Genomic DNA, 19,888 nt, shown 5'->3' with positions numbered 1-19,888 from the left:
CGTCTTGTTCAGATAAATTTCCTCATACGGATCATCCTCCGGCAGGGACAGCCGGGCACCGCTGCTCTCGATTTTCAGCCAGCCGGGACCATAAGCACCGCCCGGCAGCAGCTGTAAAGGACCGGGGGACTGGGCCAGCACCGGCATCAGCTTTTCTGCGCTGTCGCCGATAATCATCCCGGTAATGCCGCGCTCGCCGGTTTTCATGCGCCGGTACGCCGCCGGTGAGCCCAGGTCCGGCATCACGCCGTGCACCATCCCCAGGATGTTTTCCCGTCCGTTCATGTTCTCCGAGTAGTGCCGGGCCACCAGCCCCCCCATTGAGTGGRTGACCAGAATGACTTTGTTCACTGCCAGGCGGTAGTAATACTGTCCCAGCACGCTGCGGATAAAGGCTCCCAGCAGTGCCGCCGAATCAGCGCAGGACTGCAGCCAGTTGTAACCAAAAACGTGCAGCGGAAATAAAAACCGGTGGCCGTGTGCCGCTTCTTCTTTCGTCAGCACCTGGTCCGCCGGCTCGTCGCCTATCCTGACGCCGGTAAAGCGCTGTCGCGCCGTCTGCAGCTGCGCTTCCCTGAAGTGATTTTCCGTCAGGATGTCGTCGTCACTGAGCAGGTACTGCAGCCGGTCGAGCGCCTCCCCGTAGCTTTTGTAAAACGCGCTGCCCCATCCCCTTTCCCGCCGGGAGGGAAATTTCTTCCCGTCCGCGTCGTCGTTAAAAATGGCGCCGCTGTCGTCAACCGTCGTGGTCTTTGGATCCTTTTGTAAAACGCGCTGCCCCATCCCCTTTCCCGCCGGGAGGGAAATTTCTTCCCGTCCGCGTCGTCGTTAAAAATGGCGCCGCTGTCGTCAACCGTCGTGGTCTTTGGATCCAGAAGCCGCTTTCTTGTTTTTGCGTTGGCAAGCGGCCATTTTTTTAGCGACGGAACGCTGAACTGCCAGACCTCACCGTCCTCATTTTTCAAGTTTGACCCCATCACCCCCGGAATAAAAATCACCGGGATCACTTTGTCCGGCGGCTTAAGGCAGACCGCCACGTGATTTTTTTCTTTCGGATGGAAAGGCGTTTGACCCCATCACCCCCGGAATAAAAATCACCGGGATCACTTTGTCCGGCGGCTTAAGGCAGACCGCCACGTGATTTTTTTCTTTCGGATGGAAAGGGATCTCGAAATAAACCTGCCCGTTATCATCCCAGATCGGGCGATGATAAGAGCGGTTTTCATTGTCGTCCATGCGTTAACCTCCTGTTATTATTAGCCGAAAACGGTATCAGCTCTGACCCTGTGCACGATGGTGTGTAAATGCTTTTTTTCAGAGCTGGCCGTTAAGTCGATCACAGAACACGACAGTAAAAGGATGCATTGCTATCTTTTAGTCCCGTAGCGGTATTGGGAAAGATCCGGGTGCTGGTCAACGATGCCGAAATAAGAATGCGGCCAGTAATACTGTCGGGGCGACGGGAACGATCATTCGCAAGAGGGATGAAGAAGTCGCGCTTTAATCATCCGTTAGTAAAAGGAAAAAAATGCCAGCCAGTCTTAACTGACGGGCATCAGGGCGATCCCCGCCTAAACTGTTTCTGTTGCCGGTGGCGGCCACCGCAGATGCGCTACAGGCCGGCTACGGCTTTACTGTTTTGCATCAGTTACATCATTTTCTGAACGACCATTCCATTTCGCACAATTACTGCCGACGGCTGCTGGTTTTATAACCACGGCGCGGGTAGTGTCTGTAATTACCGCAATCAGGGAGGTGTAAGCATGGCAAAGCGTAAGCTTAAGGGAGATGACATCAGCCGGGAGTTGGCCCGCGTTATTGCGCCTTTTTTAGCCGATACGGCGTCGTTTCGCGGCATCAGGTTTCTGGCTGAACAGGCTGAAAAACCTAAACGTAAACTGGGCTTTCTCAAAGGAAAAGGGGCGGTTCCCGCCTGGTTTGACGAGATGGGCAGCCTGGATATTCTGGCAATGTTTGCAGGGAAATACGCATAAATGGATATTTTAATCGACACCAACGTACTGCTCTATATGGCCTACGCGCCGGCGCGCTTAACGCCAACGGTGGCCCACATCCTTGAAGATACCGATAAAACCCTCTGGTACAGCGCGGCCAGCATCTGGGAAGTGGTGATCAAAAGCCGTCTCAACCAGCCCGGCTTCATCGTCGACCCGGAACAATTCAGAATGGGCCTGTTCGAAGCCGGCCTGTTCGAACTGCCGATCAACGGTGAACACCTGCTGGAGGTTACCCATCTGCCAGAAAGCGTTTCCGAAGATCCCTTCGACCGCCTGATTGTCGCCCAGTCCCACTACAACCGGCTGCCGCTGCTCACCGGCGACGATAAACTGATTAACAGCGTAGGCGACTACATCACGGTAATCCCTAACGGGTGATCGCCACCGGGAGTCACCGGATCCGCCCTCGCAGCGCCAAATACCCTGCACCCGGCCGCCGATCCCGCAGCGAGGCCTTAGGACCGCAACACTACAGCCTGAAGGGGTGTGCGGTATGGGGACAGGTTAGCCGGGCGTATGCCGCAAGGATGCGGCATCCGAGCCCCCATGGAGGGGTTCACGGCGACCCGGCGATCTGCCGCATACCGCGCACCCGGCCACCGATCCTGCAGCGAGGCTTTACTGCCGCATACCGCGCACCCGGCCACCGATCCTGCAGCGAGGCTTTACTGCCGCATACCGCGCACCCGGCCACCGATCCTGCAGCGAGGCTCCACTGCCGCATACCGCGCACGCGATAATCTTTCCTGCAGTAACAAGGCTTCACTGGCGCAGATTACGGCGCAGGCTTATCCCCGGCCACGCGGATCACCACCTTACCGAAGTTTTTCCCCTCAAGCATACCGATAAACGCCTCCGGCGCATTGTCCAGCCCGTCGACAATATCCTCGCGGAACTGCAGCCGCCCCTGCGCCACCCACTGGCTCATCTGGCGGAAAAACTCATCGAAGCGATGGCCATAGTCCTGGGTAATGATAAAGCCCTGCACCCGCAGCCGCTTGCGCAGGATCGCGCTCTGCAACAGCGGCAGCTGGTCCGGACCGGCCGACGGCGCGGTACGGTTATAATCGGCGATCAGCCCGCACACCGGAATACGGCCTCTGGTGTTCATCAGCGGCAGCACCGCGTTAAACACCGCGCCGCCAACGCTCTCAAAATAAACGTCGATCCCTTCGCTACAGTGGCGGCTCAGCTGCTGGGCAAAGTTCGGGTCGCGGTGATCCAGACAGCGGTCGAAGCCCAGCACGTCCTCGGCGTAACGGCACTTGGCCGCGCCGCCGGCAATCCCCACCACGTGGCAGCCCTTGATTTTAGCGATCTGACCGACCAGCGAACCTACCGCACCGGTGGCGGCGGCTACCACCACCGTCTCGCCCGGCTGCGGATTGCCGATATCCAGCAGCCCCATATAGGCGGTAAAGCCCGGCATCCCCAGCATGCCCAGCGCCCACGACGGATGCTGCAACACCGGGCCGCTGAGCTTCACCAGCCCGCTGCCGTCAGACAGCGCAAAATCCTGCCAGCCGCTGTAGCTCAGCACCCAGTCGCCGGGTTTGAAATCGGCGTGCTGTGACTGCTCAACGATCGACACCGTACCGCCGCAGATGGTCTCGTTAATCGCCAGCGGCGGCACGTAAGAGGGCGCATCGCTCATCCGCCCGCGCATATAGGGGTCAAGCGACAGCCACACGGTGCGCAGCAGCAGCTGGCCCTGGCCTGGCGTCGGCAGGTGCTGCGCCTCCTCGCGGAAGTCGGCGGCGGTGGGCGCGCCGTGCGGGCGGGATGCCAGTACGATGCGGCGGTTGGTTTGTCGGTCCTGCGGCATGAAAACCTCCGGTTAGCCAGAAAAGCGTCGGCCGTATTGCCGACTTTTTGCTGGCTAAAGCGTAGTGCATCTGCCGCGGAGTTTCCTTGCGCTACTGCGCGAAGCACGGCGTTTGCTTCCTGCGCCTCGCTGAATCCTGCTGAAACGGGCAGAACAAGCCGCAGGCAGATGCCCACGGTTTTGCCAGTCACCCGGGCCGCAGCGAGGCTCAGTCAGCACGACTGCCAGACACCCGGGCCGCAGCGAGGCTCAGACAGCACGACTGCCAGTCACCCGGGCCGCAGCGAGGCTCAGTCAGCACGACTGCCAGTCACCCGGGCCGCAGTAAGGCTCAGCCAGCGCTGAACAGCGCCGCACGCGCCACCGCCTGCGCGATGGCGTCCGTCAGCCGGGTCAGCGCCTCTGGCGTGATGATATACGGCGGCATCAGGTAGATCAGCCGGCCAAACGGGCGGATCCACACCCCCTGTTCGACAAAGAACTGCTGCATCGCCGCCATGTCAACCGGCCGCCGGGTCTCCACCACGCCAATCGCGCCAAGCACGCGCACGTCGGCCACCTCCGGCGCATCCCGCAGCGGCAGCAGCTGGTCGCGCAGCTGCTGCTCAATCGCCGCCACCTGCGCCGGCCAGTGGTTCTCCTGTAGTATCGCCAGGCTCTCGCTGGCCACCGCGCAGGCCAGCGGATTGCCCATAAAGGTCGGACCGTGCATAAAGCAGCCCGCCGCGCCGTTGCTGATGGTCTCCGCCACCCGGCGGGTGGTCAGGGTGGCGGACAGCGTCATCGCGCCGCCGGTCAGCGCCTTGCCGACGCAGAGAATATCCGGCGCGATGCCGGCGTGCCCGCAGGCAAACAGCCTGCCGGTGCGGCCAAACCCGGTGGCGATCTCATCGGCGATCAGCAGCAGACCGAAGCGGTCGCACAGTTCGCGCGCGCGCAGCAGATAGCGCGGATGGTAGAAGCGCATGCCGCCTGCCCCCTGCACGATCGGTTCGAGGATCACCGCCGCCAGCTGGCGGTGATGGCTGACGATAAGCTGCTCCAGCGCGTCGGCGTCCTGCTCGCGCCATGGCTGGTCAAAGCGGCAGTCCGCCGGGGCAAACAGCTGCTCTGCAAGGTAGCCCTGGTACAGGCTGTGCATCGAGTTCTGCGGGTCGCACACCGACATCGCGGCAAAAGTGTCGCCGTGATAGCCGTGGCGCAGGGTCAGGAAGCGTTGACGCTTTTCGCCGCGCGCCTGCCAGTACTGCAGCGCCATTTTCATCGCCACTTCCACCGCCACCGAGCCGGAGTCCGCCAGAAACACGCACTCCAGCCCGGCCGGGGTCATCGCCACCAGCCGGCGGCACAGCGCCACCGCCGCCGGATGGGTAATGCCGCCAAACATCACGTGCGACATCTCCGCCATCTGCGCCTGCAGCGCCCGGTTGAGCCGTGGGTGGTTGTAGCCGTGGATCGCCGCCCACCACGAGGACATACCGTCGGTCAGCTGGCGGCCGTCGGCCAGCGTCAGCGACGTACCGCTGGCGGCAACCACCGGATAACAGGGCAGGGGGCGGGTCATCGAGGTGTAGGGGTGCCAGATATGGTCACGGTCAAAGGCGAGATCGTCTGGGGTCATAAATCACTTGTAAACCAAAAATAAAAAATTTAGTTTACAAGTATAACCAGGCCGTGAAGACAAATGACAGACTTTTTTGGAGCAAGCAATGGCAACACAATGGACCCTCTCTCAGGCACAGGCGCTGTTTGATAAGCCGTTTCTCGAACTGATGTTCGAGGCGCAGCAGATCCACCGTCAGCACTTTGACCCGCGCCAGGTGCAGGTCAGCACGCTGCTGTCGATCAAAACCGGAGCCTGCCCGGAGGACTGCAAATACTGCCCGCAGAGCGCCCGTTACAAAACCGGGCTGGCGTCAGAGCGGCTGATGGAGGTACAGGAGGTGCTCAGCTCGGCGCGTAAGGCGAAGGCCGCCGGCTCCGGCCGCTTCTGCATGGGCGCGGCGTGGAAAAACCCGCACGATCGCGATATGCCTTACCTGGAGCAGATGGTGCAGGGGGTGAAAGAGATGGGTCTGGAGACCTGCATGACCCTCGGTACCCTCAGCGACGAACAGGCGCAGCGACTGGCCGGGGCCGGGCTGGATTTTTACAACCATAACCTCGACACCTCGCCGGAGTTTTACGGCAGCATCATCACCACCCGCAGCTACCAGGAGCGGCTGGACACGCTGGGCCGCGTGCGTGACGCCGGGATCAAGGTCTGCTCCGGCGGCATCGTCGGGCTGGGGGAAACGGTCAGCGATCGCGCCGGGCTGCTGGTGCAGCTGGCCAACCTGCCAACGCCGCCGGAGAGCGTGCCGATCAATATGCTGGTCAAGGTCAAAGGCACGCCAATGGCGGATAACGATGACGTCGATCCGTTCGATTTTGTGCGCACCATCGCAGTGGCGCGCATCATGATGCCGCGCTCCCACGTGCGGCTCTCCGCCGGGCGCGAGCAGATGAGCGAACAGACTCAGGCGATGTGTTTTATGGCCGGAGCCAACTCGATTTTCTACGGCTGCAAGCTGCTGACTACCGCCAATCCGGAGGAGGACAAAGACCTGCAGCTGTTCCGCAAGCTGGGCCTTAATCCGCAGCACACCGCCACCGAGGCCGGCGATAACGAGCAGCAGCAGGCGCTGGCCGCCCGGCTGCTGACCGCCGATACCGCCCTGTACTACAACGCGGCGCTGTGATGGGCTGGCCACAACGGCTGGACGCGGCGCTGAGCGCGCGTCATGAGCAGGGGCGTTATCGCCAGCGCACCGTCAGCGGCCAGGCGGACGGCCGCAGCCTGCAGGTGGACGGCTGCGACTATCTTAATTTCTCCGCCAATGACTACCTGGGCCTGAGCCACCACCCGGCGATCGTCCGCGCCTGGCAGCAGGGGGCGGATCGCTATGGCGTCGGGGCCGGCGGATCGGCGCATATTACCGGCTACCGCCAGCCGCAGGCGGAGCTGGAAGCAGAGCTGGCCGACTGGCTCGGCTACCCGCGCGCGCTGCTGTTTATCTCCGGCTTCGCCGCCAATCAGGCGACGATCCACGCGCTGGCGGGTAAACATGACCGCATCCTCGCCGATAAGCTCAGCCACGCTTCGCTGCTGGAGGCCGCCAGTCTCAGCCCGGCCACCCTGCGGCGCTTTCAGCACAACCGGGCGGACTCGCTGGCGACGCTGCTGGCCGGCGACTGCGCCGGCGAGACGCTGGTGGTCACCGAAGGGGTGTTCAGCATGGACGGCGACCGTGCGCCGCTGGCGGCGCTGCACCAGCTGGCGCAGGCGCACGGCGGCTGGCTGCTGGTGGATGACGCCCACGGCATCGGCACCTGCGGCGCGCAGGGGCGCGGCAGCTGTCAGCAGCAGGGGGTCAGGCCCGAGCTGCTGATCGTCACCTTTGGCAAAGCCTTCGGCGTCAGCGGCGCGGCGCTGCTGTGCGATGAGGCCACCGCCGACTACCTGCTGCAGTTTGCCCGCCATCTGATCTACAGCACCGCGATGCCGCCTGCGCAGGTCTGTGCGCTACAGGCGGCGCTGGCCTGCGTGCAGCAGGGCGACGAACGCCGCCAGCGCCTGCGGCAGAATATCGCCCGTTTTCGCGCCGGGGCCGCCGGACTGCGCGGGCGGCTGGCCGCCTCGGACAGCGCCATTCAGCCGCTGTTGTCCGGGGATGACGCGGCCGCCATGACGCTGGCCGCGAGACTGCGCCAGCAGGGCTGCTGGGTCAGCGCCATCCGCCCGCCCACCGTGCCGCCGGGCACCGCGCGGCTGCGCATCACCCTCAGCGCCGCCCATCTGCCGGACGATATCGACCGCCTGCTGGAGGTGCTGCATGCTGCAGATCGTGAATAAACCGGCGGTGGCGGCGGCGTTTGGCCGCGCGGCGGGGCGCTACAACCAGCACGCGGAGCTGCAGCGGCTGTGCGGTGAACGGCTGCTGGCGTTTTCGCGCCCCGGACAGGCGCTGGCGGTGCTGGACGCCGGCTGCGGTACCGGCTGGTTCAGCCAGCGCTGGCAGCAGGGCGGCCACCGGGTGACCGCGCTGGATCTGTCGCCGGCGATGCTGCAGCAGGCGCAGGCGGCGGCGGTAGCCAGCCGCTATCAGCTGGGCGATATCGAAGCGCTGCCGTTTGCTGACGGCAGCTTTGACCGCTGCTGGAGCAATCTGGCGGTGCAGTGGTGCAGCGATCTGGCGCAGGCGCTGGGCGAGCTGCGGCGGGTGACCCGGCCCGGCGGCCAGCTGCTGTTCTCCACCGTGGCGGCCGGATCGCTGTGTGAGGTCGGGCAGGCCTGGCAGGCGCTGGGCCAGGCGCCGCCGGTTAACCGGTTCCTCAGCCCGTCGCAGATCGCCGCAGCACTGCCTGCCGCCACGTTGCGGCCACTGACGGTGACGCTGGCCTTCCCGGACGTGCTTGGCGCCCTGCGCTCGCTGAAGGGCATCGGTGCCACCCATCTGCACGAAGGTCGCGGCGCGATGACGCTGTCGCGCCGCCGGCTGCGCCAGCTTGAAGCGGTGTGGCCACGTGACGCGCGCGGCTACCTGCTGACCTATCAACTGATTTTAGGAGAGATTACCCGTGACTGAACGCTGGTTTGTAACCGGAACCGATACCGAGGTTGGCAAGACCGTCGCCAGCTGTGCGCTGCTGCAGGCCGCCGCATCCGCAGGCTACCGCTGTGCGGGCTATAAACCGGTGGCCTCAGGCAGCGTGCTGACCTCTGAAGGCATCCGTAACGAGGATGCGCTGGCGCTGCAGCGCCACAGCAGCGTCAGCCTGCCGTACGAGTGGGTGAATCCGCTGGCGTTTACCGAGCCGACCTCGCCGCATATCGTCAGCGCGGAAGAGCAACGGCCGATCGACTTTACGCAGCTCTCCGCCGGGCTGCGGCGGATTGAGCAGCAGGCCGAGTGGGTGCTGACCGAAGGGGCCGGCGGCTGGCTGACGCCGCTCTCGGAGACCGCCACCTTTGCCGACTGGGTGGTGCAGGAGCGGCTGCCGGTGGTGCTGGTAGTGGGGATAAAACTTGGCTGCATTAACCACGCGCTGCTGACCGCGCAGGCGGTGATGGCCAGCGGGCTGCCGCTGGCGGGCTGGATCGCTAACGGTATTCAGCCCGCCGGGACACGCCACCGCGAGTATCTCGCCACGCTGACCCGGCTGCTGCCCGCGCCGCTGCTGGGGGAGATCCCGCACCTTGCAGGCGGCGAACGTGAGGCCGCTGGCAGATATCTGTCGTTACCCTGACGGGACAACAGCGCTTAACCTGCCGCGTCATGTTGAACGCAGCCCACGGACCGCAGAGCCGCATCCACAGCGTCCGCTAGCCTTACGCTGGGCCAGCCAGCATCGCCGGCCTGTGTCGGTTTACCGGCTGACGGAATCAGACCGTCAGCCAGGTATCGATCATGCTGTCATCCAGCTGCGCCACCCGGCCGTGAGCGACGTTGCGGCCACGGTGCAGCAGCAGAAAATAGTCGGCTACCCGGCGGATAAACGACGGCTGCTGCTCCAGCAGCAGAATGGTCATGCCAAATTCGTGATTGAGGCGGTGGATCAGGTTGCCCATCTCCTCCTCCAGCCACGGCGACATGCCGCCGGTGGGCTCATCGAGGATCAGCAGCTTCGGCATCAGCACCAGCGCCCGTGCCAGCGCCACCTGCTGCTGCTGGCTAATCGGCAGCTCGCCGCTGCGCGTATGGCGCAGCGACCACAGGGCCGGAAACAGGTCATAGACCATCGGCGGTATCGCCGGGTGGCGCGCCGCTTCTACCCCCGCCAGCAGGGCGACCTGCAGGTTCTCCTCAACGCTCAGCTGGGAAAACAGCGGCCGTGTCTGCGGCACGTAGCCAATCCCCAGCCGCGCCCGCTGGTCGACGGGCAATCCCAGCAGATCCTGCGGCTGCCCGTGCTCCTCCTGCCAGACCATCGATCCGCTGTTCACCGGCAGATGGCCCATAATGCAGTTGACCAGCGTGGTTTTGCCCATCCCCGGACGGCCGATCACGCCGGTGCAGCTGCCCGCAGGCAGATCGAGGTCAACGTCCCATAAAATATGCTGCTGACCGTAAAACTGATTTACCGAGCGTAAACTGAGCATCAGACATTCTCCTTCAGACCGTTTTCGTGGGTCACCCGGCACGTCTGTGCCCCGGGTGGTGGCCGTCCGCCGGGCCAGTGACGCCGGCGGACGGAAAGCGGTCAGGAAATAGTGCAAATATCAGGCCAGGAAGTAAGGCCTGCGGCTAATCTGTCGCAAAATGACGGGTGATGCCGTCCGTAACGGGTAAGCCGGATTAATCAGTTTCCGGCAGTAATCGCCGTGCTGCACCGTGGTGGTGCCAGGGATGAAGCGGTGGTGGTGCAGCCAGCGCTCACAATTGCAGCGGTCACGGCCCTGGGTGGATCGCCTGCGATATTCACCGAGTAGGAATGACGCATTAATGAGCAAAACTGTCGCCTGAGTCGGCTTAAAAATGACGAAAAAAAGGCAAAAAAAAATATTTAGCGGTGGTTAAGGGGGCAGTGGGAGAATTATGCACAGCCGATGCCCTGTGCGCTGCAAACACTTATCCACTATTCCTGTGGATAACCTTGTGCATTAGAGGATGAAAACCTGTGGCAGACGAGAGCGGGTGCGGCTTAGGCTCGGATTGCTGCGAAACCCAGCTTAAAAACAATAAGGTTTTTTTTCAATACGTTAACTAAAATCAAGCCGCCTGTGGCGTGCAATCAATCCGTCACACTGTTTTCAGCCAGGGCGCTTGACAAATGTTAAAGATCCAAAATATCTGGGGATAACCTTTTAGCCGCAAGCACGCAGACGTTTGCGTCGCCGATGCTCCGTTTTGCGCTGCCGTCCGTATCCCTTCATCATGCAAAATCACTGTTAATTTATCCAGTCTTTTTTGCTGGCAAAATCGGCAGGGCAGAGTAGAATTAGAGGCCGGTTCGCGAACAACGTCATCAGGTAGCCCGTCAATGAGCAAAGTTTTCATACTCAATTCAGATTTCAAACCCGCCGGCGACCAGCCTGAGGCCATTCGCCGGCTGGAAGAGGGGCTGGAAGACGGCCTGGCGCACCAGACGCTGCTGGGCGTAACCGGCTCCGGTAAGACCTTCACCGTGGCCAACGTGATCGCCGACCTTAACCGCCCGACCATGCTGCTGGCGCCGAACAAGACGCTGGCCGCGCAGCTGTACGGCGAAATGAAAGAGTTTTTCCCGGACAACGCGGTGGAGTATTTCGTCTCTTACTACGACTACTATCAGCCGGAAGCCTACGTGCCGAGCTCGGACACCTTTATCGAAAAAGACGCCTCGGTGAACGAACACATCGAACAGATGCGGCTTTCCGCCACCAAAGCGCTGCTGGAGCGGCGCGACGTGATCGTGGTGGCCTCGGTGTCGGCGATTTACGGCCTCGGCGATCCGGATCTCTACCTGAAAATGATGCTGCACCTGACCCGTGGCATGATCATTGACCAGCGCGCCATTTTGCGCCGCCTCTCTGAGCTGCAGTACGCCCGCAACGATCAGGCGTTTCAGCGCGGCACCTTCCGCGTGCGCGGTGAGGTGATTGACATCTTCCCGGCCGAGTCAGACGACTACGCGCTGCGCGTAGAGCTGTTCGATGAAGAGGTGGAGCGTCTGTCGATCTTCGACCCGCTGACCGGCCAGGTGACCCAGGATATCCCGCGTTACACCATCTACCCGAAGACCCACTACGTCACCCCGCGCGAACGTATTTTGCAGGCGATGGAGGAGATCAAGGTCGAGCTGGCGGATCGTAAGCAGGTGCTGCTGGCCAGCAACAAGCTGCTGGAAGAGCAGCGCATCAGCCAGCGCACCCAGTTTGACCTCGAGATGATGAACGAGCTGGGCTACTGCTCGGGCATCGAAAACTACTCGCGCTACCTCTCCGGCCGCGGGCCGGGGGAAGCGCCGCCGACGCTGTTTGACTATCTGCCCGCCGACGGCCTGCTGGTGATTGACGAATCCCACGTCACCATCCCGCAGATTGGCGGCATGTATCGCGGCGACCGGGCGCGTAAAGAGACGCTGGTCGAGTACGGCTTCCGCCTGCCGTCGGCGCTGGACAACCGTCCGATGAAGTTTGAAGAGTTCGAAGCGCTGGCGCCGCAGACCATCTACGTCTCCGCCACCCCCGGCAACTACGAGCTGGAGAAATCCGGCGGTGACGTGGTCGATCAGGTGGTGCGTCCGACCGGCCTGCTCGACCCGCTGGTCGAAGTGCGCCCGGTGGGCACCCAGGTCGACGATCTGCTCTCTGAGATCCGCAAGCGGGTGGCGATCAACGAGCGCGTGCTGGTGACGGTGCTGACCAAGCGCATGGCCGAAGACCTCACCGAATATCTGGAAGAGCACGGTGAGCGGGTGCGCTACCTGCATTCGGACATCGATACCGTCGAGCGCGTGGAGATTATTCGCGACCTGCGCCTCGGCAAGTTTGACGTGCTGGTGGGCATTAACCTGCTGCGTGAGGGGCTGGATATGCCGGAGGTGTCGCTGGTGGCGATCCTCGACGCCGACAAAGAGGGCTTTCTGCGTTCAGAACGTTCGCTGATCCAGACCATCGGCCGCGCGGCGCGTAACCTCAACGGGAAGGCGATCCTTTACGGCGATAAGATCACCCCGTCGATGGCGCGGGCGATTGGCGAAACCGAACGCCGCCGTGAAAAACAGGAGCAGTTCAACACCGACAACGGCATCGTGCCGCAGGGGCTGAACAAGAAAATTGCCGATATTCTGGAGCTGGGGCAGGGGCTGGCGAAGAACAAGGCCAAACCGCGCAGCATGAAGGGGCGCAGCGTGGTGGAGGAAGATCCAACCTACGTCGACCTGTCACCGGCCGGCCTGCAAAAACGCATCCATCAGCTGGAAGCGCAGATGCAGCAGCACGCGCAGAACCTGGAGTTCGAAGAGGCAGCCGCGGTGCGCGACCAGCTGCACGCGGTGCGCGAGCTGTTTATCGCCGCGTCCTGATGCCGGCTGAGGCGGACACCGGCTGTCCGCGTCAGGCTGGCTGCCGCCTCAGGCCGACTGAACGGGTATCTGCCTCGTCAGGCTGGCTGGTTGCCTGTCGCCTCAGGCCGACTGTCCAGTTATCTGTTGCCTCAGGCTGTCAGACTGACCGCTGGCCTGCCGCGAATGGCAGGCTGCGCAACGTCAGTGGTTTTCACCCAGCGACTGTACCGCCGTCTCCAGCGCCTGACGCAGCAGCTGGCGGTCGTGGCGATAGGCGATATCGCCGGCTTCCAGCGGCTGTTGAATCACGATCCGATCCGTCACCTCGCTGCAGTCCACCTTTGGCCCGACCACCAGCGCATCAATCGTCTCCCGGCCAATTGCCCTCTCCATCATCGCCAGCTTGTCATTAACGCTCAGCGCCGCCGCCGCCGGGCTGAGTTCGCGGCCAAGGTTGCCGATCCACACCATATGCGCCGGGGTGCGGCGCAGCGCCTGGGCGATCTCCGGCAGCAGCAGCACCGGCATCAGGCTGGTGTAGAAACTGCCGGGGCCAATCAGGATCAGATCCGCTTCGGCAATCGCCACCACCGCTTCGCGGGTGGCGCTGACCTGCGGTGACAGCATCAGCTCCTGCGGCGCTTCCGGCATCAGGTCGATCTCGGTTTCGCCGTAGACCAGGTGACCTTCGTGACTCATCGCCACCAGATCCACCGGCTGTTCTGACATCGGAATCAAAAAGGCGTCGACCTTAAGCAGGTTGCGGATCAGGTTGATCGCCTCCAGCGGGCGTACGCTGAGGTGATCCAGCGCTTTCAGCATCAGGTTGCCGAGGTTGTGTCCGGCCAGCTCACCGTTGCCGTTAAAGCGGTACTCAAACATCGCTGAGGCGACGCTGGGTTCCGCGATCAGCTGGTTCAGACAGTTACGCATATCTCCCCAGGCGATGCCGCCTTCTGAGCGGCGGATGCGGCCGGTGGAGCCGCCGTTATCGGTGGTGGTGACGATGCCGGTCAGGCGGGAACCCAGCGGGGAAAGGGCGGACATCACGCGGCCGAGGCCGTGTCCACCGCCTAAAGCCACCACGCGATCCAGGTCGGCTAAGGTGCGATTACGCATTATGTGATTTCATCTTGTTGTTGTGGTGTTTATCAGCTCTATTTTACGCTATCTGGCGCTAAACGGTCGGTAAAATACGCTGTGCATCATAGTATATAGCGAAAAAGCGTGCTGGAAAGCTGGCGCTATTAACGTTAGAATTTTTTTACCCGCGCTTACCCGGATGGGTAAGTCACACTTAGCCCTGAAACCTACGTCCGTCGCGGATAGGGTTTCCTGGCCGCAACCTTGAGTTGCCAGGGTGCAGAAAGAAATGCCTGCATCTCCCGAATCTGGAAAGGTGTCACGGTGCCACAATTTACTGACAGCTATGCGCGCAGGTTCTACTACCTGCGCCTGTCGATCACTGACGTGTGTAACTTTCGTTGCACCTACTGCCTGCCCGACGGTTACAAGCCGCAGGGCGTGCAGAACAAAAGCTTCCTGACGCTGGATGAGATCCGTCGCGTCACGCGTGCCTTTGCCGCCGCGGGCACCGAAAAGGTGCGCCTGACCGGCGGCGAGCCCTCAATGCGCCGCGACTTTACCGATATCATCGCCGCGGTGCGCGAGAACCCGGGCATTCGCCAGCTGGCGGTGACTACCAACGGCTACCGTCTTGCGCGCGACGTGGCGCAGTGGCGCGACGCCGGGCTGACCGCGCTTAACGTCAGCATCGACAGCCTCGACGCCCGCCAGTTTCACGCCATCACCGGCCAGGATAAGTTTCACGAGGTGATGCGCGGCATTGATGCCGCCTTCGACGCCGGCTTCAGCAGGGTGAAGGTCAACACCGTGCTGATGCGCGACGTCAATCACCACAGCCTCGGCACCTTCCTTGACTGGATCCGCACGCGCCCGATCCAGCTGCGCTTTATCGAGCTGATGGAGACCGGCGACGGCGGCGCGCTGTTCCGCAGGCACCATATCTCCGGTGAGGTAATTCGCGAGCAGCTGCTGCGCCAGGGCTGGGTGTGCCAGCCGCGCGCGCGCAGCGACGGCCCGGCGCAGGTGTTTCAGCACCCGGACTATCAGGGCGAAATCGGCCTGATCATGCCGTATGAGAAAGACTTTTGTGCCAGCTGTAACCGCCTGCGCGTCTCGGCGGTCGGCAACCTGCACCTGTGCCTGTTCGGCGACGGCGGCGTGCCGCTGCGTGACCTGCTGGCGGATGACGACCAGCAGCAGGCGCTGCAGGCGCGCATCGCCAGCAGCCTTGGTCAGAAAAAACAGACGCATTTCCTCCATCAGGGCAACACCGGCATTACGCAGAACCTGTCGTTTATCGGCGGATAAGGAATCACTATGGGTAAAGGTTTAGCCGAATTTGTGGCGCTTAACGTGGCGGTGCTGACCGTCTCCGATAAACATACCGCGGAGAGCGACAGCTCCGGCATCTACCTGCGCGAGGCGCTGAGCGAGGCCGGGCATCAGGTGGTTGACCGGCTGATCGTTGCCGATAACCGCTATCAGATCCGCGCCGCCGTCTCGCGCTGGGTCGCCAGCCGCGACGTGCAGGTGGTGCTGATTAACGGCGGCACCGGCTTTAACGCCAAAAACAGCACGCCGGAAGCGCTGCTGCCGCTGTTCGATCGCGAAATCGAAGGCTTCGGTGAGCTGTTCCGCATGGTGTCGTTTGAGGATATCGGCACATCCACCCTGCAGTCGCGGGCGGTGGGCGGCATCGCCAACCAGACGCTGATCCTCGCGGTCCCCGGCTCCACCAGCGCCTGTCAGCTGGCCTGGGAGCGTATTATCCAGGAACAGCTCGACGCCCGCACCGCGCCATGTAACTTCGTTTCCCACGTAAAGAAGCTCTGAATGTCACAGTTAACCCACATTAACGCCGCCGGCGAAGCCCATATGGTTGACGTCTCCGGCAAGGCGGAAACCGTACGCGAAGCCCGCGCCGAAGCGCTGGTGGTGATGGCACCCGCCACGCTGCAGATGATTACCGACGGCAGCCACCACAAGGGCGACGTGTTCGCCACCGCCCGCATCGCCGGCATTCAGGCCGCCAAGCGCACCTGGGAGCTGATCCCACTCTGCCATCCGCTGATGCTGAGCAAGGTGGAGGTGACGCTGGAAGCGCAGCCGCAGTTTAACCGGGTACGGATTGAGACGCTGTGCCGCCTGACCGGCAAAACCGGCGTTGAGATGGAGGCGCTGACCGCCGCCTCGGTGGCGGCGCTGACCATTTACGACATGTGCAAAGCGGTGCAGAAAGATATCAGCATCGAGCAGTGCCGCCTGCTGAGCAAAAGCGGCGGCAAGTCCGGTGATTTCCAGGCGGTGGCGCATGATTAACGTGCTGTTTTTTGCCCAGGTGCGCGAGCTGGTGGGCACTGACCGGCTGACGCTGGCCGCCGACTACCCCAGCGTTGAGGCGCTGCGCGCGGCGCTGGCCGCGCGTGGCGACCGCTGGGCGCTGGCGCTGGAGTCCGGCAAGCTGCTGGCGGCCGTCAACCAGACGCTGGTTCCCGGCAGTCACCCGCTTAACGTCGGGGACGAAGTGGCCTTCTTCCCGCCGGTTACCGGGGGCTGAGATGGATACACGTATTCGGGTCGGGGCAGAGCCCTTCAGCATGGCGCAGGAGTACGACTGGCTGGCGGACAGCCACGCCGACGGCGCGATCGTCACCTTTACCGGCAAGGTGCGTGACCACAATCTTGGCGACGACGTCAGCGCGCTGACGCTGGAGCACTATCCGGGAATGACCGAAAAGGCGCTGGCGGCGATCGTGCAGGAGGCGCGCGAGCGCTGGCCGCTGCACAGGGTGACGGTTATCCACCGGGTCGGCGCGCTGTATCCCGGCGATGAGATCGTGCTGGTCGGCGTCAGCGGCGCGCACCGTGGTGCGGCCTTTGCCGCCGCAGAATTTATTATGGACCTGCTGAAAACCCGCGCGCCGTTCTGGAAGCGCGAAGCCACGCCGGACGGCGAGCGCTGGGTGGAGTCACGCGACAGCGATCGTCAGGCGGCCGAACGCTGGAAGGCGTGAGTGCCTCACCACAACGGCGGGCGCTGGATCGCATCACGCGACAGCGATCGTCAGGCGGCTGAGCGCCGGAAAGCGTCACTGCAGCGCTACGACGGTGGCAGCAGGCAAGGCATTATGCGGCAGCGAGCCGCTATCCGCGTGCTGGCGTAACGCGCAGACAGGGTTCTGCGTCGGGCGATCCCCGTTGGCGGTCTGCAATCTTCGCTGCGACGATGTAAAATCGCTGCGGCAGGTTTTAAGCCGACAGGCAGTGGATATTGCCGTGCACAGCGGCTAGTCTTGCCTCATCGCATTTTTGCCTCGCCCTGAAGGAACGCCATGACCCGCCGTTTTTTGCAACGCTTCTCAGTTATCGGCCTGCTGGTGCTGGCCGGCTGTAGCCAGCACCCCGCTAAACAGACTTCCGCCCCACGCCCGACCGACGTAAAGGCGCAGATCGCCCGCCTGCTGCCCGACAACGTCAGCAACCGTCAGGGCTGGTCAACGGATATGTACGCCGCGTTTAACGGCCTCAGTATCGACCCGTCCGCCAGCAATATCTGCGCGGTGATCGCGGTGACCGCGCAGGAGTCCAACTTCAACGCCGACGCGCCGGTGGCGGGGCTGCCGAAAATCGCCTGGGCTGAGATCGACCGCCGCGCCGGGCAGCTGCATATCCCGTCGTTCCTCGTGCGTACCGCGCTGAAAATCGACTCCCCCACCGGCAAAAGCTACGCCGATCGGCTGGACCGGGTAAAAAGCGAAAAAGAACTCAGCGCGATTTTTGACGATCTGATCGATACGGTGCCGATGGGGCAGAAGCTGTTCGGTAAGTTCAACCCGATCCATACCGGCGGCCCGATGCAGGTGAGCATCGCCTTCGCCGAAGCGCACGCCAGAGGCTACCCGTACCCGGTTGACGGTTCGATTCGCCGCGAGGTGTTCAGCCGCCGCGGCGGCATCTGGTTCGGCACCCAGCACCTGCTCGGCTACCCGGCCAGCTACAGCGCGCCGCTCTACCGCTTCGCCGACTTTAACGCCGGCTGGTACGCCAGCCGCAACGCGGCGTTTCAGGCGGCGGTGTCGCGCCTCAGCGGTATCAGGCTGGCGCTGGACGGCGATCTGATCGACTACGCTTCAGACAACGCCGGGGCGACCGAGAAAGCGCTGCGCACGCTGGGCAAACGCCTGGACTACAGCGACCGGGCGATCCGCCGGGCGCTGGAAAGGGGTGACAGCGCGGACTTTGAGAAAAGCGATCTGTGGCAGGCGGTCTTTGCGCTGGCCGACAAAGACGCCGGTAAGCGACTGCCGCGCGAGGTGCTGCCCGGCATTAAGCTGGAAAGCCCGAAAATCACCCGCAACCTGACCACCGCCTGGTTCGCCCAGCGGGTGAACGGGCGCTACGAGGCGTGCCTGAAAAGGAATTAAGGACTCCGTTACGCGCTTTGGCGTTGCTGCCTGGGGCGTGGCTTTATGCCCGGTGCCTGGGTTGGTATTGCAAGCGCTGTAAGGAGCGTGGCTTTATGCCCGGTGCCTGGGTCGCCCGTTGGCGGCAGATCGCCGGGTCGCCGTGAACCCCTCCATGGGGGCTCGGATGCCGCATCCGTGCGGCATACGCCCGGCTAACCTGTCCGCCAACGGCCTCCCTTGCTGGCTTTGGCGTTGCTGCCTGGGCGTGGCTTTATGCTCCGGCGCCTGGGGCAGCCGTTGGGTTGCTGTTAATAGTCATCTTCTTACCATTTTGATTATTCGTTCCTGTAAGTAAAATTACATTGTGAGGATTGATTAATCAGTCAGTCGTAATTTTATTATTTACTTAACGTGCTGGTTTAATATCCTGTTGATAGGTTTGATTTTTATCGTATAGGTTTGTATTGATTATTTATTCTGAAAACTGGCATTGAATGCATAACTGAATTATTCAGCATCGCTGAAAAATGCAGCTTCCTGAACAGAACATCTGCGTGTGATGTTAATTAAAAGTTGGAGGCGTAATGAAAATTACCGTGGTAGGGGCGGGCGGTGTTGGGGCTTATTTCGGTGCGGTGCTGCAGAGAGCCGGGCACAGCGTGCATTTCCTGGTGCGCGAGCGTCATGCAGAGGTTATACAAACAAAGGGGATACAGGTCAGCAGCGGTGATGCGCCGCCGTGGCAGATCATGCCTGCTGGCGTAAGTACCCTGGCCAGTGACATCGGCGAATCGGATGCGGTGATCCTGGCGACGAAAGCGTTTCAGGTAAGCGATATGGCAGCCGGTAGGCAAAACCCGCAGTTTTCCGCCAACCCGCCAGCTGGTGCTGGATGCGATGCTGGAAGTCAGAGCGCTTGCTGAGACATGTGGTGTTCTGCTAACGGAGGAAGATGTGAAGTGGGCGATGGCCCAGTTTGATGCTTTTACCCCGGACAGTACGGCCTCAATGCAGCGTGACTTAGCCGCCGGGCGTAAATCCGAACTGGAAGACCAGAATGGCACGATTTGCAGGCTGGCCGCACAGGCCGGCATCGCCGTGCCGGTGCACGCCACCATTTATCGTTCGATGGCGCTGCTGGAAAGCCTGCGTAGTGCCTGAACGGAATCAACATGGAATTCTCTGACGAACGAATGCAGTAAAAAAGCGTTACGGCGACGTCCCTACTCTTACTGTCTTGAAAGCCAGAATATGTTAATGCCAGATGCCAGATGCCAGATGCCAGATGCCAGATGCCAGAGCAGAGGGAGATGATTTTTAGGCAGCGACACCCATGATCAAAGGCAATCGGGGTTTATCCGGGTTAGCGGACCTTCGGGCGCAGGGATGCGCCCGGCAGAGCCCAGGGACGTTACTGGCGTGTCCGCGATCCGGATAAACCCCGATAAGCCAGGCACCCGAACCCGCAGCGACCCGGCCCCAAAGCCACACATCGATTAGCCAGGCACCGGAACCCGCAGCGA

At 62.2% G+C, this 19,888-nt stretch carries 22 protein-coding genes and 1 riboswitch; of the genes, 16 read left to right on the top strand and 6 right to left on the bottom strand.

Annotation, left to right across the window (positions count from 1 at the left end; genetic code table 11):
* Together ASF13_RS13905 and ASF13_RS13900 are read right to left on the bottom strand one after the other, a co-directional pair.
* Window positions 1–783 (bottom strand): esterase/lipase family protein (locus ASF13_RS13905; protein WP_369814375.1); only part of this gene is annotated, 783 nt, incomplete at its 3' end.
* Window positions 784–1,020: 237 nt separating this feature from the next.
* The gene (locus ASF13_RS13900) at window positions 1,021–1,236 is read right to left on the bottom strand and encodes a hypothetical protein (RefSeq protein ID WP_056237148.1); all 216 of its coding nucleotides are present in this window, start codon (window positions 1,234–1,236) and stop codon (window positions 1,021–1,023) included.
* 527 nt (window positions 1,237–1,763) lie between these two features.
* Here ASF13_RS13900 and ASF13_RS13895 point away from each other — a divergent pair.
* On the top strand, window positions 1,764–1,994 hold the full coding sequence (locus tag ASF13_RS13895; protein WP_056237146.1) for a hypothetical protein: 231 nt from the start codon (window positions 1,764–1,766) through the stop codon (window positions 1,992–1,994).
* On the top strand, window positions 1,995–2,396 hold the full coding sequence (locus ASF13_RS13890) for a type II toxin-antitoxin system VapC family toxin (protein ID WP_056237144.1): 402 nt from the start codon (window positions 1,995–1,997) through the stop codon (window positions 2,394–2,396).
* A gap of 397 nt (window positions 2,397–2,793) precedes the next feature.
* Here ASF13_RS13890 and ASF13_RS13885 read toward each other — a convergent pair whose 3' ends face one another.
* Complete coding sequence (locus tag ASF13_RS13885) at window positions 2,794–3,843, bottom strand: NADP-dependent oxidoreductase (protein WP_056237143.1); 1,050 nt, start codon at window positions 3,841–3,843, stop codon at window positions 2,794–2,796.
* Between the two features lie 331 nt (window positions 3,844–4,174).
* Window positions 4,175–5,464, bottom strand: coding sequence for an adenosylmethionine--8-amino-7-oxononanoate transaminase (gene bioA, locus ASF13_RS13880; RefSeq protein ID WP_056237141.1), 1,290 nt, complete (start codon window positions 5,462–5,464; stop codon window positions 4,175–4,177).
* Between the two features lie 88 nt (window positions 5,465–5,552).
* Between bioA and bioB the strand changes: the two genes are divergently transcribed.
* Genes bioB through bioD form a run of 4 tightly spaced genes read left to right on the top strand, consistent with a single transcriptional unit; the run spans window position 5,553 to window position 9,132 of the window.
* Window positions 5,553–6,584, top strand: a complete 1,032-nt coding sequence (gene bioB / locus ASF13_RS13875; protein WP_056237139.1) for a biotin synthase BioB — start codon at window positions 5,553–5,555, stop codon at window positions 6,582–6,584.
* A complete protein-coding gene (bioF, locus tag ASF13_RS13870; protein ID WP_056237137.1) occupies window positions 6,584–7,738 on the top strand; it encodes an 8-amino-7-oxononanoate synthase in 1,155 nt (384 codons plus the stop codon). The genes bioB and bioF overlap by 1 nt, the downstream gene beginning before the upstream one ends.
* Window positions 7,719–8,471 (top strand): malonyl-ACP O-methyltransferase BioC, encoded by a 753-nt coding sequence (bioC, locus tag ASF13_RS13865; RefSeq protein ID WP_056237135.1) that lies wholly within the window; start codon window positions 7,719–7,721, stop codon window positions 8,469–8,471. Before bioF ends, bioC begins: the two co-directional genes overlap by 20 nt.
* Window positions 8,464–9,132, top strand: a complete 669-nt coding sequence (bioD, locus tag ASF13_RS13860; protein WP_056237134.1) for a dethiobiotin synthase — start codon at window positions 8,464–8,466, stop codon at window positions 9,130–9,132. The genes bioC and bioD overlap by 8 nt, the downstream gene beginning before the upstream one ends.
* 136 nt (window positions 9,133–9,268) lie before the next feature.
* Here the strand turns inward: bioD and ASF13_RS13855 are convergent, their stop codons facing one another.
* Window positions 9,269–9,985: an ABC transporter ATP-binding protein gene (locus tag ASF13_RS13855; protein WP_056237132.1), complete on the bottom strand. Its 717-nt coding sequence runs from the start codon at window positions 9,983–9,985 to the stop codon at window positions 9,269–9,271.
* 881 nt (window positions 9,986–10,866) lie between these two features.
* On the opposite strand from ASF13_RS13855, the gene uvrB reads away from it, so the two are divergent.
* A complete protein-coding gene (gene uvrB, locus ASF13_RS13850) occupies window positions 10,867–12,891 on the top strand; it encodes an excinuclease ABC subunit UvrB (RefSeq protein ID WP_056237131.1) in 2,025 nt (674 codons plus the stop codon).
* 183 nt (window positions 12,892–13,074) lie between these two features.
* Here the strand turns inward: uvrB and yvcK are convergent, their stop codons facing one another.
* Window positions 13,075–13,992: a uridine diphosphate-N-acetylglucosamine-binding protein YvcK gene (yvcK, locus tag ASF13_RS13845; RefSeq protein WP_056237129.1), complete on the bottom strand. Its 918-nt coding sequence runs from the start codon at window positions 13,990–13,992 to the stop codon at window positions 13,075–13,077.
* 163 nt (window positions 13,993–14,155) lie between these two features.
* Window positions 14,156–14,291: riboswitch (molybdenum cofactor riboswitch) on the top strand.
* On the opposite strand from yvcK, the gene moaA reads away from it, so the two are divergent.
* The 9 genes from moaA to ASF13_RS13805 all read left to right on the top strand — a co-directional run bounded on the left by moaA (window position 14,281) and on the right by ASF13_RS13805 (window position 19,526).
* Entirely contained in the window at window positions 14,281–15,267 is a 987-nt protein-coding gene (moaA, locus tag ASF13_RS13840; RefSeq protein ID WP_056237127.1) for a GTP 3',8-cyclase MoaA, read from the top strand. Its footprint overlaps the riboswitch before it by 11 nt.
* Before the next feature lie 9 nt (window positions 15,268–15,276).
* A complete protein-coding gene (gene moaB, locus ASF13_RS13835) occupies window positions 15,277–15,792 on the top strand; it encodes a molybdenum cofactor biosynthesis protein B (RefSeq protein WP_056237125.1) in 516 nt (171 codons plus the stop codon).
* Window positions 15,793–16,278, top strand: a complete 486-nt coding sequence (moaC, locus tag ASF13_RS13830) for a cyclic pyranopterin monophosphate synthase MoaC (protein ID WP_056237124.1) — start codon at window positions 15,793–15,795, stop codon at window positions 16,276–16,278. It abuts the gene before it with no gap.
* Window positions 16,271–16,516, top strand: a complete 246-nt coding sequence (gene moaD / locus ASF13_RS13825) for a molybdopterin synthase sulfur carrier subunit (RefSeq protein WP_056237122.1) — start codon at window positions 16,271–16,273, stop codon at window positions 16,514–16,516. The genes moaC and moaD overlap by 8 nt, the downstream gene beginning before the upstream one ends.
* Before the next feature lies 1 nt (window position 16,517).
* A complete protein-coding gene (moaE, locus tag ASF13_RS13820) occupies window positions 16,518–16,973 on the top strand; it encodes a molybdopterin synthase catalytic subunit MoaE (protein WP_056237120.1) in 456 nt (151 codons plus the stop codon).
* Window positions 16,974–17,123 carry a hypothetical protein gene (locus ASF13_RS24380; protein WP_156365594.1) on the top strand — a complete coding sequence of 50 codons (150 nt, stop codon included), beginning with the start codon at window positions 16,974–16,976 and terminating at the stop codon, window positions 17,121–17,123.
* 168 nt (window positions 17,124–17,291) lie between these two features.
* Entirely contained in the window at window positions 17,292–18,383 is a 1,092-nt protein-coding gene (locus ASF13_RS13815) for a DUF1615 domain-containing protein (RefSeq protein ID WP_056237118.1), read from the top strand.
* 566 nt (window positions 18,384–18,949) lie between these two features.
* Window positions 18,950–19,288 carry a ketopantoate reductase family protein gene (locus tag ASF13_RS13810; protein ID WP_056237117.1) on the top strand — a complete coding sequence of 113 codons (339 nt, stop codon included), beginning with the start codon at window positions 18,950–18,952 and terminating at the stop codon, window positions 19,286–19,288.
* Window positions 19,263–19,526: a ketopantoate reductase family protein gene (locus ASF13_RS13805; RefSeq protein ID WP_235515004.1), complete on the top strand. Its 264-nt coding sequence runs from the start codon at window positions 19,263–19,265 to the stop codon at window positions 19,524–19,526. Before ASF13_RS13810 ends, ASF13_RS13805 begins: the two co-directional genes overlap by 26 nt.
* Window positions 19,527–19,888 lie beyond the last annotated feature (362 nt).

The sequence above is a fragment of the Erwinia sp. Leaf53 genome (assembly GCF_001422605.1).
In the GTDB taxonomy this organism is placed as follows: domain Bacteria; phylum Pseudomonadota; class Gammaproteobacteria; order Enterobacterales; family Enterobacteriaceae; genus Erwinia.
Note: the sequence above shows the minus strand (reverse complement) of the source record. Positions and strands in the feature narration are given on the sequence as shown.

What these genes read in the sequence shown, in the direction of transcription:
- ASF13_RS13900 (WP_056237148.1), bottom strand. Translation starts at nt 1,236, where the DNA reads ATGGACGACAATGAAAACCGCTCTTATCATCGCCCGATCTGGGATGAT.
- ASF13_RS13895 (WP_056237146.1), top strand. Translation starts at nt 1,764, where the DNA reads ATGGCAAAGCGTAAGCTTAAGGGAGATGACATCAGCCGGGAGTTGGCC.
- ASF13_RS13890 (WP_056237144.1), top strand. Translation starts at nt 1,995, where the DNA reads ATGGATATTTTAATCGACACCAACGTACTGCTCTATATGGCCTACGCG.
- ASF13_RS13885 (WP_056237143.1), bottom strand. Translation starts at nt 3,843, where the DNA reads ATGCCGCAGGACCGACAAACCAACCGCCGCATCGTACTGGCATCCCGC.
- bioA (WP_056237141.1), bottom strand. Translation starts at nt 5,464, where the DNA reads ATGACCCCAGACGATCTCGCCTTTGACCGTGACCATATCTGGCACCCC.
- bioB (WP_056237139.1), top strand. Translation starts at nt 5,553, where the DNA reads ATGGCAACACAATGGACCCTCTCTCAGGCACAGGCGCTGTTTGATAAG.
- bioF (WP_056237137.1), top strand. Translation starts at nt 6,584, where the DNA reads ATGGGCTGGCCACAACGGCTGGACGCGGCGCTGAGCGCGCGTCATGAG.
- bioC (WP_056237135.1), top strand. Translation starts at nt 7,719, where the DNA reads ATGCTGCAGATCGTGAATAAACCGGCGGTGGCGGCGGCGTTTGGCCGC.
- ASF13_RS13855 (WP_056237132.1), bottom strand. Translation starts at nt 9,985, where the DNA reads ATGCTCAGTTTACGCTCGGTAAATCAGTTTTACGGTCAGCAGCATATT.
- uvrB (WP_056237131.1), top strand. Translation starts at nt 10,867, where the DNA reads ATGAGCAAAGTTTTCATACTCAATTCAGATTTCAAACCCGCCGGCGAC.
- yvcK (WP_056237129.1), bottom strand. Translation starts at nt 13,992, where the DNA reads ATGCGTAATCGCACCTTAGCCGACCTGGATCGCGTGGTGGCTTTAGGC.
- moaB (WP_056237125.1), top strand. Translation starts at nt 15,277, where the DNA reads ATGGGTAAAGGTTTAGCCGAATTTGTGGCGCTTAACGTGGCGGTGCTG.
- moaC (WP_056237124.1), top strand. Translation starts at nt 15,793, where the DNA reads ATGTCACAGTTAACCCACATTAACGCCGCCGGCGAAGCCCATATGGTT.
- moaD (WP_056237122.1), top strand. Translation starts at nt 16,271, where the DNA reads ATGATTAACGTGCTGTTTTTTGCCCAGGTGCGCGAGCTGGTGGGCACT.
- moaE (WP_056237120.1), top strand. Translation starts at nt 16,518, where the DNA reads ATGGATACACGTATTCGGGTCGGGGCAGAGCCCTTCAGCATGGCGCAG.
- ASF13_RS13815 (WP_056237118.1), top strand. Translation starts at nt 17,292, where the DNA reads ATGACCCGCCGTTTTTTGCAACGCTTCTCAGTTATCGGCCTGCTGGTG.
- ASF13_RS13810 (WP_056237117.1), top strand. Translation starts at nt 18,950, where the DNA reads ATGAAAATTACCGTGGTAGGGGCGGGCGGTGTTGGGGCTTATTTCGGT.
- ASF13_RS13805 (WP_235515004.1), top strand. Translation starts at nt 19,263, where the DNA reads ATGCTGGAAGTCAGAGCGCTTGCTGAGACATGTGGTGTTCTGCTAACG.